We start from the raw sequence: 15,497 nt of genomic DNA, 5'->3' as shown, positions 1-15,497 counted from the left end.
ACGGGTTTCCCCGTTTTTTCTCCTGCTTTTTCTATGATCATTTCAATAAAACATCTTCGAGTTCTTTTAGCCCTTTTTGACGTTCAATCGGATCCCAGAACCCCCACGTCGTCGACAATTGGTGGACTTGGTCTTGTTTGACTGCCGTCAGACCTTTCCAAACCTTCCCGTTCGTCACTTCATCGTAGTACGGTCCATTGTTGAAGTACGACAGATCAATGATGTGGTCGGGATTATATTTTGCCAGTCCTTCGATCGAAATGTTTTCCCCGAAGTCTTTTGGCAGACCTTTCGTCGGTGTCAACCCGATGTCATCAAACAAGAGCGAGTTCGTCGCGTGGTTCGTCAGACCGTAGACCCGAATGTCTTTTTTGTTGACCGAGACCGCCATGAAGGTCTCGTCCTTGACGTTTTCCTTGATTCGTTGACCGATGTCTTTTGCTTCTTTCGCCAAGTCATCGATGACCGCTTGTCCTTCTTCTTTCTTGTTGACCGCTTCCGCGACCTTCAGGTGATCCTCTTTCCAGTCACCTCCCACCTCGACGGCGACCGTCGGGATCGTTTTCGCCAGTTTGTCATACAGCGGTTTGTACCGGTCACTGATGATCAACAAGTCCGGATCCAGTTTGACGATTTCTTCCGGATTGATTTCGTCCGCATATGGCAATGCCTTCGTTCCTTTGAGTTCTTTCGTCAAATGTGGCGGGAACTCATTATCGTACGCCATCACGGCATACGGTTTAACACCGACCGAGACGAGCGACCCTTCCCATGAGACGTGTGACAGGACAACCACTTTTTTCGGATCATTCGGAACTTCCGTTTTTCCAAAAATATGTTCAACGGTGTGGACGGCGGCTGCTTTTTTTGTCGGTTGTTCGCTTGCCTCGCCCCCACAGGCGGCTAATACAACACACGTCGCAAGGACAGATGTGACACTGATGATTTTTTTCATGTGATTCTTTTTCCCCTCTCACTCTCGTTCTTCACTAGTAATGATAATCATTATCAGTTAAGAACGACATGGACGAACCAATCAACTTTCATGGACAAATCAAGCGTGGTTCATTTTCGATATAGTCTAACAATTGCTTCAGCATGTGGGTGCGTCCGAGTGGTCCCCAAGGATCCCAATCGACGCTGTCCGGATAATGGACTTGATGGTGCCTTACCGCCTGCAAGGTCTGCCACGTCGCTTCTTGTTGCATCCGGTCGACATCAACCGGTTGACTCCACAAAATCAACAGATTTTCGGGGTCGATTCGTTTGATCGTTTCGATCGTGACGATTTCATAGATCGTTTCCGGCAATCCTGGTGCCGGCGTCAAACCCAAATCATGAAACAAGAAGTCGAGCATCGTGTGTTTTCCAGTGCCGTATAACCGCACCTCGTCCGGTCGGATCCAGATGACAGCCCACGTTCCGGTCTTGTTCCACGCCAAACGCTCCTTGACCGTTTGTTCGAGCGCCGTAATCTGCGCGACGATCGGCTCGAGCCGGTCTTCCCGATTCGTTGCGGCAGCAATCAGTCGGAGATAATCACTCCAGCAGGTTTGATGCGGCAACTCAAAGACATGGTCCGCCGGCAACCAGCTGATATCCTGTCCCTTTTCTAAACTCGGTGTCTTGATAATCAAATCCAGTGCCGTCGTCTCGAACCACTCCCGCTCAAGCGGTTGATTGGCGTCGTATAAGCGGGTTCCGTCCAGCCCAGTCAAAAACACCGGTAATCCGCTTGCTCCGTATTCCGTCGGATAACTTGGTGCGAGGATTGGTTGCAGACCAAGTGCCAACAGATGATCCTGTAACAAGAGGCGGCTGGCAATCCCAATCCGGGGCGTGATCCGTTGTAAAAAATGGGTCGGCGACAAACCGGTCCGCTTTTTGAAGAGGCGGCTGAAATAAAATTCGTCCTGCAGCCCCACTTTTTGTGCGATTTGCGCCAACGTCATCTCGTGTGAAGCAAGCATCCACTCCTTTGCGGTGCGGATTCGCAGTTGCGTCACATATTCTTTTGGTGTTGCGTGATACCGCTCTTTAAACAGCCGGTTAAACGTCGGTACTGACATTCCGAGATCAAGCGCCAGCTCAGACACGGACCGTTGCATCGTCAAGTCCTTCAGCCAAGCGGCAGTCACTTCCTCAAACACATGATTCTCCTGTTCGCGGCTCAATGTCTCAAGCAGTTGATACAAGATTCGTAGCTGGGTCAACCTTTCCTGTTCCGAAGTCGGGCTGACATACAGTTGCCGTAACCAGTCGTGCAGAGTTTCTGCGTCTTGCCGGTACAGGGCACACCGGTATCCCGTCAACGTCAGGTGGTAGAACAAACAGGTGTCTTTCGCAGCTGGCAACACCTCGTCGATTTGTTCGATCCAGACGGCGTCGCCCGGGTATAACCGGTGCCGGTTGCTGTATAAAAATCCGCTCCCCGCAACGACGATGACCAGTCCCGGCTTGACTGCTCGTCGGTCACCTTCGAGTAACCAATGCTTCTCGATTAGTAACGGTTTGATCTGTAACTCCATCCTGCCCACTCCCTAAAAAAACATTTGACAAAAAATTGGTCTTCGATGTACGTTTAATCGCGTTGATAATGAATCTGATTCTCAATTAAAAAGGAGAGACGTCTATGACTACATCCGTTCGACCACGCTCGATCCTGACAATCTTTTTTCTCACGGTTGGACTGCTCACGGTATTGAGTGCACTGTCCTTGTTTTACGGTGCCGTGCCGATTTCCCGGGCGACCGTCCTCGCCTCGTTTCACGCCTTTGATGCCGGTAATCTGCAGCATCAACTCGTCCAAGAAGTCCGGTTTCCGCGCCTGATTTGTGCCGGGCTTGTCGGCATTGCATTGGCGTTGTCGGGGACAATGATGCAAGGGTTGACCCGGAATGCGCTGGCTGACCCCTCCCTGCTTGGCATCACCCACGGAGCAGGACTTGGAGTCGCCTTGTCGCTTGCCTTTGTCTCGGAGCATTCATTTGTGACTTCGCTTGCCTTTTCGTTTGGCGGCGCTGCACTTGGGACAGCCGTCATTCTGCTGATCACGGTGTTTGCCCGCGGCCGCTTTTCACCGGTCACGTTGACCGTAGCCGGTGCGGCACTGAGTGCTTTATTCAGCGCCTTGTCGACCGGCATCACTCTGTTTCACCAAGTCGCCCAAGATCTCAGCTTTTGGTATGCCGGCGGGTTATCCGGGGCAAAATGGGCGCACGTGTTTGTTTTGCTCCCGGTCGTCCTGCTTGGACTCCTCATTTCCTTACATATCGCCCGTAGCATGACCGTCCTCTCGCTCGGAGAAGACGTTGCGACCGGACTGGGTTCCTCGTTGACGAAAGTCCGGCTGCTTGGATTTTGCAGCATCGTCCTGCTTGCCGGTGTTGCCGTGTCGGTCGCTGGCGTCATCGGCTTTGTCGGCTTGATCATTCCCCATATCAGCCGTTTTTTGGTCGGGACGAATTATTATCTGTTGCTACCGGTCAGCGCCCTGTTCGGCATGACGTTGTTGATTGCATCCGATTTGCTGGCACGAATGATCAATCCACCGTTCGAAACCCCGCTTGGAGCCGTCACCGCCCTGGTCGGGGTACCCTACTTCCTTTATCTCGCTCGTCGAAAGGAGTTGTCTGTCTGATGGATATCTGGCATGCCGTAAAACAGGCGCGATTGACGCTGTTTTGTTTATGTAGTCTGCTCATTTTGACATTTGTATACAGTCTGTCGACCGGAATTCTCCCCGTTTCGTTTGGGGCGATTGCCCGAACGGTGATCGGACAAGGGACGGAAGCGGAACGATTGATTCTCGTGGACCTCCGTTTACCCCGGATGATGCTCGCGCTGTTGATTGGCGCGGGACTTGCCGTCTCCGGGACGTTACTTCAAGGGATGTCACGCAACGCTCTGGCTGACCCCGGGATTCTCGGAATCAATGCCGGTGCCGGACTGTTCGTTGTTTTGACGCTGTTTTTCTTTCGCTCTGCTACACATCAACTTCCGGTTCTGCCGTTCGTCGCTTTTTTCGGTGCGACGCTTGTCGCCTGGACGATTTACCGGTTGGCGGGAAAAGCCGTCCAACCGGGACGTCTATTGTTGGTTGGCGTCGGAATCAACGCCCTGTGCGGTGCCCTCTTGATCATTTTTCAGTTGAAGATGGATCCGCGCGATTTTCAGCAGGCGACGGTTTGGTTGACCGGAAGCATCTGGCAGGCGGATTGGTCATCCGTCTTGACGCTCGCCCCCTGGATCATCTGCCTCGTGCCGCTTGCTTTTTTAGACAGCCGGTCGTTGAATCTGTTGCAACTGAGCGGCTCGCTCCCGCAGACGTTAGGGTTACAGGTCGAACGTACACGGAAAAGGATCTTGTTGATCGCTGCCGCGCTTGCCGGTTCCTGTGTCGCTGCCGGCGGTGGAATTTCCTTTATCGGATTGCTCGCCCCGCATATCGCCCGACGTCTCGTCGGACCAAACCATTTTAGTCTGATTCCAGTCGCCGCACTCGTCGGCAGCCTGCTCGTGTTGCTGGCAGACTTAATCGGGAAAAACCTGCTTGCTCCGGCCGACATTCCGGTCGGGATTGTCATTGCAATCCTTGGAGCACCTTATTTCATCGTGTTATTGTTCCGGAAATGAAGGCAGACCGATCTGTCACGAATCGACGGATCGGTCTTTTTTTAACTTTTTACTTTTTGACCAAGGACCTCGTAATACGCTTGGCTGCTATCGAGGATAAACGAAGGTGCCGGTTGCCCACGGCGTTCCCGGTGACCTGCGAGATGGACGTCACTCGTCTCCCACGTTTTCCAGTCCTGTTCCGACTCCCAGCGGATCACAATCATGACTTCTTCTTCGCCCCGCGTCCGCTTTTTTTGCAGGACACTTAAATCGACGAAGCCCGGCTGTTGTTCGATGATGCCTTCGCCCGCGAATCGTTCGATCATCGTCTCTGCGTAGCCGACTTCGACCCGGATCGTCTTCAGTTGAATAAACACATACACCACTCCTTTTAATTGATAATGAATCTCATTTGCAATACTACTATATCATCGATCCTGTTCCCTTTGTCAATACCATTCCAATTTGTTTCCATCGATGATGGTTGGGCAGACAGCAAAAAAGCTGCTTCGATTCCAGATCGAAACAGCTTTGAGTCCATTCGGTTTATCGTTTGTTCAGGCAACGCGTGATTGTTCCGTACGGTAGGCTTTTTTTCGCCCAAATAATCCGCCTAAAACGGCACCGATGATGGCTGGTACGACCCAACCGAGACCAACGGAGAAAAACGGCAACACGCTTTCAAACACGCGCAAGACCGGTCCGACTGGTGCTTCTGCCGCCTTCAGTCCGTCAAACAGACTGACGGCAAATGTCATCCCCATTGCTCCCTGATAGACAGCGGGTTTTCCTTTAAAGACGGAATGTAAAAACGTCAGGAAAATCAGACAGATCGCCAGTGGATACAGCGTCAGCAGAACCGGTTTTGAGATCGCAATCAACTGTGTCAGACCGATATTGGCGACGAGTGCGCTGAAGATCGACAGACCAATCGTCCACTTGACGTACGAAATCCGTGGCAACAGGAGTGAGAAGAAGGACGCACAGGCGGTGATCAGTCCGACACTTGTCGTCAGACACGCAACCGTGATCATCAGACCGAGTAAAATCGCACCATACGATCCGAAGTAATAATCGGAGACGGCGGACAGGATTTCTGCCCCGTTCTTCAACGGACCGATTTTGGCGACACTGGAAGCCCCCATGAACGCAAGTGCGGAATACGTAATCGCAAGTAAGCTTGCCGCAATCAGAGCGGCTTTCGAACAAATAATGAGCAATTGTTTCTTCGACGTGACGCCTTTTTCCTTGATGGCTGAGATGATGATGATACCAAAGACAAAGGCTCCGAGGGCATCAAGCGTCAGATACCCTTCTTGAAATCCATTAAAAAAAGCGTTGTGTTGATACGTCGTCAAAGGATTCTGAAAACTTCCGATTGGCTTGATGACGGCAACGAGAATCAACAGTCCGATAAACGTAATCTTGATCGGTGTCAAAATTTTTCCGACGACATCGACGATTTTTGTCGGATTCAGCGACAACAGGCAGGCAAGCGTATAAAACAGAATCGAAAAGATCAGCAGTGGTGTCGATGAAACCGATTCTCCGAAAAATGGTTTGATCCCGATTTCATAAGAAACGGTTCCGGCGCGCGGAATCGCAAAAAACGGACCAATCGCTAAGTACAAGATAATGGCAAAAACCAAACCAAAGATAGGATGGACACGAGACGCCATCGCCCGTAAATCCGCTTCCCCGGAATAGGCGAACGCTAAAATCGCGAGCAACGGCAAGCCGACGCCTGTGACAAGGAACCCGGCATTGGCGACCCAGACTTGCTCCCCTGCCATCTGACCGAGCATCGGTGGAAAAATCAGATTACCTGCCCCGAAAAACAAGGCAAACAGCATCATACCGATGACGACAATAAAGGATGTTGGAACTGTTTTAGACATAAGAAACCCCCACGATTTAGTTACGACCTGATTGTTTTGATCAATCAATCAGGTACTTCGTTCGAAAGGATAACATAGGTCTGTGACCTCGTGCTAGGAGTTTATCTGGTGAATATTCTGACATTTCTCAAAAAACCTTTCTGTTTCACCCTTTTCTAAAATAATGACTACTGATCTGCTCAAATGATGTAATCGGTAACATAAGTTCATCTGACTCAGTTCAGAAAAGAGGAACCTTTTGTCCTTAATCGGTGTATGGATAATTGTGGTATATTTCGTTAAAAGGAGGGTTTTTGATGAAACGATTGTTGATTGGCATGACGGTAGCAAGTCTGCTTGCCGGCTGTTCCAGCACGCCGGAAGCCGAAAAAGTAAAACCACCGGGACTGACCTTCAAACAAGATGAACAGACGATTCAAATCATTCCGCTCTATGATGCGTATCAGTCGTATGTCGATGCAACATTTAAAGAACTGACCGAGAACGCAGAAGAGCTGAATAAAACGATTGCCTACGTGAACTACTCACCACTTATTTGCTTCGCAAATTGAAGTGGGCGCTTCTTGGGAAGACCGTACTTTTACTAGCTACGGTTATTTACCAAGCTCATCGGGTGGTTCCCACCCTGAAGGGTTTTCAGTCTGCTAACAGCAACAAGTTGATACTCGCATTAATATCTCTGTCATGATGAGCGCCACAAGTACACGTCCATTCGCGTACATCGATCGTTTTCTTCTCACCTTTTACTCCACAAGAAGAACAGATTTGAGTAGAGGCGTACCATTGATCCGCTTTGATAAGTGTTCGTCCATAGAATGTGCATTTGTATTCTAACTGTCGGACGAACTCATACCAACTGACATCTCCAATCGATTTGGCGATCTTATGGTTCTTCATCATGTTCTTCGATTTAAGTGTCTCGACGACGATGACTTGGTTATCGTCAACGATCCGTTTCGACAGCTTATGAAGAAAATCTTGACGTTGATGCGCAATCTTTTCGTGCTTTTTGGCGAGGATGATCCTCGCTTTCTCTCGGTTCTTACTCCCGATTTTTTTGCGGGACAAGGCGCGTTGTGCTTTCTTTGTCTTCTCTTCGGACTTTCGAAGGAAACGAGGATTGGCAACTTTCTCAGAAATCCACTTATCATTCGTCATGATGGCGAAATGCTCCAGACCAAGGTCGATTCCTACTTTATTTTGGGCTGGAATCCATTGCGCTTCGGCTTGTTCTACAAGGATGGAGATGAAGAATTTCCGCGTCTTCGTCATCGAGACCGTCGCGGACTTGATGACGCCATCGAACGGACGATGTTGCTTCAACTTCACGAAACCAATCTTAGGAAGCTTCAGCTTACCCTCTTCGATGCGGATGCTCCCCTTCAGATTGTTTGTTGTGTAAGAGGCCCGGTCGTTGTGCTTCGATTTGAATTTCGGAAACCCGACAGACTGATCTCGAAAAAAGTTGTGATACGCCTTGTTTAAGTCCATCTGAGCGTTCGCAAGAGAAAGACTGTCGACTTCTTTGAGGAAAGGGAATTCGGGCTTGTACTTCGCTGGGGTTGGGAGCTTCTGCTTTACGTGAGGGTCGAGCTTCGAATCTTCATACAATTGGATACGCTCTTCGAGCATCTTGTTGTAGACGAAACGGACACAACCGAACGTCTTCATGAAATATTCTTGTTGTGGTTTCGTCGGATAGAGTCGAAACTTGTACGCCTTCAGCAAAGCAATCACTCCTTTCCTTGTTTTTCGATATAGTGTCTGATGACGTCGCTTGTCGCACCTCCGGTCGTCACTAGACAGTAACTTCGAGACCAGAACATTTCTTTCCATAGTTGTTTCTTGACATGCGGAAAGTCTCGTTTGATCAGTCGGCTGCTTGCACTCTTGTAAGCGTTCAGAAACTTTGACATCTCCGTGTTCGGGTGTGCTTTGAACCGCACATGGATATGATCGCCGTCATGATGCCACTCGTTCAGCGTGATATGATACGAGGCGCCGATTCGTTCGAACGTCTGTCTCGCGAACTCCGAGATGGCGTCATCGATCACTTTTCGTCTGTATTTCACGACTAGGACAAGGTGATAATTCAGAAGGAAGACTGAATGTTTATTTGTATCCATTTTCATTGATATATCAGTCCTTTTGATGAGTTACACTGATTATATCGAACGATTGTAGTATTGCCAGGACGGGCGATTCATCTTCCACCTAATTTAGTTAAACGCGAACACCCAATCATCTTCGCAATCAGAATTTGCTGCTCTTTTGTAGGGTAGATTCTAAATTTGTAGGCCTTGTGTTTCAACACCATTTTTTACCTCCTTCAAAGGGAATATACCCGAAAAGCAGGCTAGCGATTCATTTCCCACCTTCAACTTCATTTAGAAGTGGGAGTATTCTCACCTGATTTTGATAAAAAAACCACGGATCACGTGTCTCTGAAACAGACAGGCGAACCGTGGTTTTAATATTTTCCTTTGTTCACTCATTTAAAGGCCGGAATCGCCGTTTCATCATAATTGTCTTCGAGGAACTTTTTGACTTTCGGACTTGTCATCGCTTTCGCAAGCTTCTGAATCGCTTCCGCATCCTGATTGTCCTCACGGGCAACGAGCGTGATCGCAAAGTCATTCTCGACACCTTCCGTGACCAGCGCATCCTTCTTCGGCGTCAGACCGAGCGGTGAGGCATAGGCCGGCGTCATGATGACCGCATCTGCATCGTCATAAAGACGTGCCAGCATCAGTAAATCTACTTCCTTGAATTTAAAGTCGCGTTTGTTTTCCGTGATGTCTTTCATCGTGTAATACGGACCGGTTTTCTTTTTCAACTGGATGGCATCATGTTGGGCAAGTAAAGCTAGCGAGCGGTCGATGTTCGAGACGTCGTTCGCAATCGCGATGACGGCACCTTTCGGCAATTGATCCAGCTCTTTGTATTCTTTCGAATAAAGACCGTAGTTCGCGAAGTAAATCGGTTCAATCGGAACGAGTTTGGCATCGTTGTTCCGGTTAAACTCTTCCATGTACGGGACGTGTTGGAAGAAGTTCGCATCCACTTCTTTTGCCGCCAGGGCACTGTTCGGTTGAACGTTGTCACTGAGGACGACGACTTCCAAGTTAATGCCTTCTTTTTTCAGTTCCGGTTTGACGAGGTCCAAAATTTCCGTCATCGGTTTGATCAGTGAAGCGACTTTTAACGTCTCCATTTTTGCCGCCGAACCCTGTTCGTCATTCTTGTCCGCGTTCCCGCATCCGGCTAATGCCAGGACAGCAACGCTGAGTAGTGCCATGATTTTTTTCATTTGAATTCCTACTTTCGGTTAACGTTTATCGAGCAAGCGTGCTACGGTCGTCCCGGCAAACTGAATCAATTGCACCAGGATGACCATAATTAAAATCATATAAAGCATCAATTCCGTCTGAAACTGCTGGTAGCCGTACCGGACAGCAAAGTCACCGATTCCTCCGCCCCCGACAACCCCCATGATGGTCGAATACGAAATGAAGCTGACGATTGACGTCGTCAGACCAAGGACAAGACCGGACCGGGCTTCGACGAATAAAAACTTCAGGACGACTTCGCGTGTCGAAGCCCCCATCGAGACGGCGGCCTCGATGACACCTTTCGGCACTTCAAGCAGCGATTGTTCGACGAGCCGTGAGTAATGGGCGATCGCAATGACCGCAAGCGGGACGGTCGCCGCTGCTGTTCCGATCGCCGTCCCGATGATGATCCTCGTAAACGGAATCAGGAAAACGACGAGCAATAAAAATGGAAATGAACGGATCGTATTGACGAGTAAGTTCAAACTTGAAAAGACGAACCGGTTCGACAATAACTGTCCTTTGCGTGACAGATAGAGCCAGGTTCCGAGCGGTAAACCAACGAGAACTGCCGCGAGAATCGAGATCCCGACCATCACGAACGTTTGTCCGATCGCCAGTCTGATTTCCGAAGCATATTCGAGCACGATGTCAGGCATGTGAATCCCTCCGCTCTACCAATTGGGTCAGGAACCAACCGGCGTCACTCGTAATTTCCGTAATTCCCGCCGGTTCGGTCGCTACCGTCGCTTCAATCCGACCGTCTGCCATGATCGTGACCCGGTTGCAGATGCTTTGAATCACCTGCATCTCATGGCTGACGAGGACAATCGTCACCCCGAGTGTCTGATTGATGTCCTGCAGCACCCGTAAGATTTCCGACGTCGTACTCGGATCAAGCGAAGACGTCGGCTCGTCACATAACAGGACACGCGGCCGATTCGCGATCGCCCGGGCAATCGCAACACGTTGCTTTTGTCCCCCGCTCAATTCAGTCGGATACTTGCGGGCAAAAGACTCCAAACCGACAAACCGGAGACACTCTTGAATCCGGTCCGTCCGCTCGTGCTTTTTGACACCGGCCAGTTCAAGCGAAACGGCGACGTTTTGTTCGACCGTCTTGTTTCCAACCAGATTAAAGTCTTGAAAAATCATGCCCATCTCTTGCCGGATTTGCCGGAGCTTTTGTTTCGGTAAAATCGTCAAGTCGGTCCCGTCAAACTCGACAATCCCCGCATCCGGTCGTTCGAGCAGATTCATCAGTCGCAACAGTGTGGATTTGCCGGCTCCGCTTGCTCCGATGATTCCATGAATCTCCCCCTGCTCAATCGAGAGGGTGACGGACTGAATAACGGGTTGTTTGGAAAAACTTTTATCAACGTTTCGTAATGAAATCATGTGGCACCCTCCCTTACAACGTGTTTCATTTTACCGTAATCCGTCCATTTTTGTCATGTTGAATGCTTTTTTTCTTTCCCGCGTCATTTCACTAATCAAGTAAATCGTTTTAATAACAAAAAATCTGAACCGAAGTCCAGATTTTGATTATTCTTCGTATTTCTTGACGATCGTCGCAATCCCTTGACCGCCACCAATACAGAGTGTCGCGAGACCATAGCTTTCACCGCTCCGTAACATCTCATGGATCAACGTCACCATGATCCGTGTTCCACTGGCGCCGATTGGGTGACCAAGCGCAATCGCCCCGCCGTTTCGGTTCAACTTCGCCGGATCAAATTGAAGTTCCGCGTCAACCGCAAGCGACTGCGCGGCAAACGCTTCGTTCGCCTCGATGACGTCTATCGCGTCTAGGCTCAGACCTGCTTTTTGCAACGCCTGCCCGACCGCTTTGACGGGACCGATCCCCATGATGCTCGGGTCGACGCCGGACGTCCCGTTTGCGACGATCTCGACGAGTGGGGTCAGTCCAAGTTCTTTCGCTTTACGGGCGGACATGACGACGACTGCTGCCGCTCCATCATTAATCCCGGATGCATTGCCTGCCGTTACCGTACCGCCTTTCTTGAAGGCCGGACGCAAGCGTGCGAGTGATTCCGCTGTCGTTCCGGCACGCGGGAACTCATCTTCGGCGAACACAATCGGATCACCTTTGCGCTGTGGAATTTCAACCGGTGTGATTTCTGCTTCGAAACGACCCGCTTCAATCGCTTGGCTTGTTTTTTGTTGACTGGTCGCTGCAAACTGGTCTTGCGCCTCCCGGGAAATCGTATATTGCTCGGCTAAATTTTCCGCTGTGATGCCCATGTGGTAGTCGTTAAAGGCACACTCCAGACCGTCCTTGATGATCGTATCGACAAGCGGCTGGTCGCCCATCCGTAAGCCGGTCCGGGCACCGCTTAACACGTACGGTGCCTGACTCATGTTTTCCATTCCGCCGGCGACGATGATCTCCGCCTCGCCTGACTTGATTGCTTGAAACGCGAGGTGAATCGCCTTTAAGCCGGAACCACAGACTTTATTGATCGTCATCGCCGGGACCGATTCCGGGAGACCGGCGAGGAGACTGGCCTGCCGTGCCGGATTTTGTCCGAGTCCCGCCTGGAGGACATTACCCATGATGACTTCCTCGACGAGCTCCGGTGCGACATTCGCCTGTGCGAGTGCCGCTTCGATGACCGTTGCCCCGAGCTTTGTTGCCGGAACATCCTTTAAACTGCCGTTAAAACTGCCGATTGCTGTTCGTGTCGCACTGACGATGACAACTTGCTCACTCATCCTGGCTTCCCCCTTATTGAATCGTATAACCGCCGTCTAAGACATTGGCCTGTCCCGTAATCCCTTTCGCTTTTCGACTGGCGAGGAATAACGCATAGTCAGCGATTTCCTCGACGGCAAGCAACCGCTTTTGCGGAATGAGCGGATAGATGACGTCTTCGAGAACCTTTTCCAGTTCGACCTGGCGTGTTTTCGCAAGATCCGCCATCTGATTACGGACGAGCGGCGTATCGACGTAGCCCGGGCATAAGGCATTGACCGTGATCCCGTGTTCCGCCCCTTCCAGTGCCGCCACTTTCGTTAAGCCAAGGAGTCCGTGTTTCGCGGAATTGTAGGCCGCTTTTCCGGCAAAGCCGATCAGCCCGTTGATCGATGCCATGTTGATGATCCGACCGTATCCTTGTTCCTTCATGATCGGGAAAACATGCTTGATGGCCATAAAGGGTGCCGTCAACATAATTTTGATCATCAACTCAAACTTCTCCGTCGGAAAATCTTCGATTGGTGAGACATGTTGCAGACCGGCGTTGTTGATCAATACATCAATCCGACCGTACTGCTTCATCGTTTCGGCAAACGCAGACTGGACTTGGGTTTCATCCGTCACGTTCAGCGTCAGACCAATCACGTCATGTCCCGCTTCCTGCAACGTCTGGGCTGCTGTTTGTGCCGCTTCTGTGTTGACGTCCGTAATGACGACCTTCGCTCCTGCTTCTACGAACGCCTTTGAGATTTCAAGACCAATCCCGCTTCCTGCTCCCGTCACGAGGACGATATCTCCGTTGACCATCTGACTCACTCCCCTACTGGCATACGTTCAAGTTCCGGGCTGACCGTGAAGTTCGCTTCCGTCACGGCACGGATGTCTTCGACCGTCAGTCCGGCGAGCGTTTCGATCAAGACCATTCCGGCATCCATGAAATCGAAGACGGCTTTGTCGGTAATCAACCGGTGGACGACTCGGCTTCCGGTCAACGGTAACGTACAGCTCGACTTCACTTTGGATTCGCCGTACTTATTGACATGTTCCATGATGATGACGACCCGTTTCGCCCCGTTGACGAGATCCATCGCTCCGCCCATTCCTTTGACCATCTTGCCGGGAATCATCCAGTTTGCGAGGTCGCCGTTTTCGGCGACTTCCATCCCGCCTAAAATCGCGAGATCGATATGACCACCGCGAATCATCGCAAACGATTCGGCACTGTCGAAGTAGGACGCGCCTTTTTGTGCCGTGACCGTCTCTTTGCCGGCATTGATTTCGTCGGCGTCGACTTCATGCTCGAGCGGATACGGTCCGATGCCGAGCAAGCCGTTTTCCGATTGCAGCATGACATGCCGATCGTTTGGAATCGCATTGGCGATCAATGTCGGAATGCCGATGCCGAGATTGACGTACATCCCGTCCTCGATTTCCTGCAGTGCGCGGTTGATGATGATGTCTCTAGAGGTTGCCATAGTATCTCCCCCTTATGCTTCCCGGACTGTCCGGCGTTCGATGCGTTTCTCGTAGTCCGTCCCGACGATGATGCGTTGGACGTAAACCGCTGGTGTATGAATCTCGTTTGGATCCAGTTCACCGACTTCAACCAATTCTTCGACCTCGACGATTGTCACTTTCCCGGCCGTCGCGACAAGTGGATTGAAGTTGCGTGACGTTTTACGGAAAACAAGATTGCCGAGTTTATCCGCTTTCCAGGCTTTGACGAGTGCAAAATCACCGACAATCCCTTCTTCAAGCAAATACGTTTTTCCGTCGAATTGTTTTTGTTCCTTGCCTTCCGCAATCGGTGTTCCGACACCGGTCGGCGTATAGAAGCCGGGAATGCCAGCGCCGCCGGCCCGAATCCGTTCTGCGAGTGTGCCCTGTGGTACGAGATCGACTTCAATCTCACCGCTCAAATATTGTTGTTCAAACGTCTTGTTTTCCCCGACATACGACGAGATCATCTTTTTGATTTGACGGGAGTGTAATAAGATCCCGAGTCCAAAATCGTCGACGCCGCAGTTGTTGCTGACGACCGTCAACTCCTTGACCCCTTTCTCTTGTAAGGCGGCGATTGATTTTTCCGGAATCCCGCAGAGTCCAAATCCGCCGACGACGAGCGTCGCTCCGTCAAAAATATCTGCTGTCGCTTCCGTAAATGAATCGTAGATTTTCCCCTGTTGCATCGTTCATTTCCCCCTTTTTTAGACCCAACTTCTTAATAGAGACCAGTCAAATTGTACAGTCCGATCATCAGGAAGACCGTCACCGTTTTTAGAATCGTGATCATGAAGATGTCACGGTAGGACTGCCGGTGCGTTAACCCGGTCACGGCAAGCAATGTGATGACGGCTCCGTTGTGCGGTAACGTATCCATCCCGCCGGACGCCATCGAGATGACACGGTGCATGACATCCGGCGGGACGCCGCCGGATGTGATCGCTTGGGTATATTTATCGGACATCGCGCTGAGGGCGATCCCCATCCCACCGGACGCGGAACCTGTCACACCGGCAAGGGCCGTCGTCGTGACGGCTCCGTTGACAAGCGGATCGGTAAACGTCGTCGAGATTCCGTTTGATACCGTTTTGAAACCCGGTAAGGCGGCGATAACGCCACCAAATCCATATTCTGCTCCTGTATTCATGACAGCGAGTAACGCGCCGCCGATACTGACATTCAGACCTGCTTGGAAGTTCGTCCGGACTTTTTTGAAATCATATAACATCGCTGAGATGATCCCGATGATCAACGCCATCTGGACGGACCAGATCGCAAGGACAGCCGGCGTCTCGATTTTCCCGAACGCTTCGAGACCAATCGCCGCGAAGTCAAAGCCTTCCGGATACCAGTTTGGAATCGCAAGCGTAAAGTACTTGTTCATGACAGCGACTAAAATCAAGGGAACAAAGGCAAGGACTTGACGAT

The 15,497-nt window shown here is 50.7% G+C and carries 16 protein-coding genes and 2 pseudogenes; 3 read left to right on the top strand and 15 right to left on the bottom strand.

Going from position 1 to position 15,497, the window contains the following annotated elements:
• Window positions 1-37 precede the first annotated feature (37 nt).
• Together BLD48_RS08110 and BLD48_RS08105 are read right to left on the bottom strand one after the other, a co-directional pair.
• On the bottom strand, window positions 38-955 hold the full coding sequence (locus BLD48_RS08110; protein ID WP_071499763.1) for an ABC transporter substrate-binding protein: 918 nt from the start codon (window positions 953-955) through the stop codon (window positions 38-40).
• 88 nt (window positions 956-1,043) lie between these two features.
• A complete protein-coding gene (locus BLD48_RS08105; RefSeq protein ID WP_071499762.1) occupies window positions 1,044-2,528 on the bottom strand; it encodes a helix-turn-helix domain-containing protein in 1,485 nt (494 codons plus the stop codon).
• A gap of 104 nt (window positions 2,529-2,632) precedes the next feature.
• Here BLD48_RS08105 and BLD48_RS08100 point away from each other — a divergent pair, with 104 nt between their 5' ends.
• Both BLD48_RS08100 and BLD48_RS08095 read left to right on the top strand, forming a co-directional pair.
• Complete coding sequence (locus BLD48_RS08100) at window positions 2,633-3,640, top strand: FecCD family ABC transporter permease (protein WP_071499761.1); 1,008 nt, start codon at window positions 2,633-2,635, stop codon at window positions 3,638-3,640.
• On the top strand, window positions 3,640-4,635 hold the full coding sequence (locus BLD48_RS08095; protein ID WP_071499760.1) for a FecCD family ABC transporter permease: 996 nt from the start codon (window positions 3,640-3,642) through the stop codon (window positions 4,633-4,635). The genes BLD48_RS08100 and BLD48_RS08095 overlap by 1 nt, the downstream gene beginning before the upstream one ends.
• Window positions 4,636-4,676: 41 nt before the next feature.
• Here the strand turns inward: BLD48_RS08095 and BLD48_RS08090 are convergent, their stop codons facing one another.
• Together BLD48_RS08090 and brnQ are read right to left on the bottom strand one after the other, a co-directional pair.
• Complete coding sequence (locus BLD48_RS08090; RefSeq protein ID WP_071499759.1) at window positions 4,677-4,994, bottom strand: antibiotic biosynthesis monooxygenase; 318 nt, start codon at window positions 4,992-4,994, stop codon at window positions 4,677-4,679.
• Window positions 4,995-5,174: 180 nt separating this feature from the next.
• Window positions 5,175-6,515, bottom strand: coding sequence for a branched-chain amino acid transport system II carrier protein (brnQ, locus tag BLD48_RS08085; protein ID WP_071499758.1), 1,341 nt, complete (start codon window positions 6,513-6,515; stop codon window positions 5,175-5,177).
• A gap of 296 nt (window positions 6,516-6,811) precedes the next feature.
• Between brnQ and BLD48_RS08080 the strand changes: the two genes are divergently transcribed.
• Window positions 6,812-7,066, top strand: a complete 255-nt coding sequence (locus tag BLD48_RS08080) for a hypothetical protein (protein ID WP_071499757.1) — start codon at window positions 6,812-6,814, stop codon at window positions 7,064-7,066.
• An 85-nt stretch (window positions 7,067-7,151) separates the two neighbouring features.
• On the opposite strand, the gene tnpB is transcribed toward BLD48_RS08080, so the two are convergent.
• From tnpB to BLD48_RS16660, 11 genes and pseudogenes are all read right to left on the bottom strand, one after another.
• On the bottom strand, window positions 7,152-8,243 hold the full coding sequence (tnpB, locus tag BLD48_RS08075; protein ID WP_071499756.1) for an IS200/IS605 family element RNA-guided endonuclease TnpB: 1,092 nt from the start codon (window positions 8,241-8,243) through the stop codon (window positions 7,152-7,154).
• 5 nt (window positions 8,244-8,248) lie between these two features.
• Window positions 8,249-8,647, bottom strand: a complete 399-nt coding sequence (tnpA, locus tag BLD48_RS08070; RefSeq protein WP_071499755.1) for an IS200/IS605 family transposase — start codon at window positions 8,645-8,647, stop codon at window positions 8,249-8,251.
• Window positions 8,648-8,742: 95 nt separating this feature from the next.
• Window positions 8,743-8,832 (bottom strand): annotated as a pseudogene (locus BLD48_RS16050) (helix-turn-helix domain-containing protein); the annotation flags it as partial.
• A 174-nt stretch (window positions 8,833-9,006) separates the two neighbouring features.
• Window positions 9,007-9,825, bottom strand: a complete 819-nt coding sequence (locus tag BLD48_RS08065) for a MetQ/NlpA family ABC transporter substrate-binding protein (RefSeq protein ID WP_071499754.1) — start codon at window positions 9,823-9,825, stop codon at window positions 9,007-9,009.
• 18 nt (window positions 9,826-9,843) lie between these two features.
• Window positions 9,844-10,506: a methionine ABC transporter permease gene (locus tag BLD48_RS08060; RefSeq protein WP_071499753.1), complete on the bottom strand. Its 663-nt coding sequence runs from the start codon at window positions 10,504-10,506 to the stop codon at window positions 9,844-9,846.
• Window positions 10,499-11,245 (bottom strand): methionine ABC transporter ATP-binding protein, encoded by a 747-nt coding sequence (locus BLD48_RS08055; RefSeq protein ID WP_071499752.1) that lies wholly within the window; start codon window positions 11,243-11,245, stop codon window positions 10,499-10,501. Before BLD48_RS08055 ends, BLD48_RS08060 begins: the two co-directional genes overlap by 8 nt.
• 147 nt (window positions 11,246-11,392) lie before the next feature.
• The gene (locus tag BLD48_RS08050; protein WP_071499751.1) at window positions 11,393-12,583 is read right to left on the bottom strand and encodes an acetyl-CoA C-acetyltransferase; all 1,191 of its coding nucleotides are present in this window, start codon (window positions 12,581-12,583) and stop codon (window positions 11,393-11,395) included.
• Between the two features lie 13 nt (window positions 12,584-12,596).
• The gene (locus BLD48_RS08045; protein WP_071499750.1) at window positions 12,597-13,373 is read right to left on the bottom strand and encodes a 3-hydroxybutyrate dehydrogenase; all 777 of its coding nucleotides are present in this window, start codon (window positions 13,371-13,373) and stop codon (window positions 12,597-12,599) included.
• Window positions 13,374-13,378: 5 nt separating this feature from the next.
• Entirely contained in the window at window positions 13,379-14,041 is a 663-nt protein-coding gene (locus BLD48_RS08040; RefSeq protein ID WP_071499749.1) for a 3-oxoacid CoA-transferase subunit B, read from the bottom strand.
• A 12-nt stretch (window positions 14,042-14,053) separates the two neighbouring features.
• Window positions 14,054-14,755, bottom strand: coding sequence for a CoA transferase subunit A (locus BLD48_RS08035; protein ID WP_071499748.1), 702 nt, complete (start codon window positions 14,753-14,755; stop codon window positions 14,054-14,056).
• A gap of 32 nt (window positions 14,756-14,787) precedes the next feature.
• Window positions 14,788-15,495: pseudogene (locus BLD48_RS16660) on the bottom strand (GntP family permease); the annotation flags it as partial.
• Window positions 15,496-15,497: the final 2 nt, after the last annotated feature.

The sequence above is a fragment of the Exiguobacterium sp. KRL4 genome, from assembly GCF_001870785.1.
Classification (GTDB): domain Bacteria; phylum Bacillota; class Bacilli; order Exiguobacteriales; family Exiguobacteriaceae; genus Exiguobacterium_A.
Note: the sequence above shows the minus strand (reverse complement) of the source record. Positions and strands in the feature narration are given on the sequence as shown.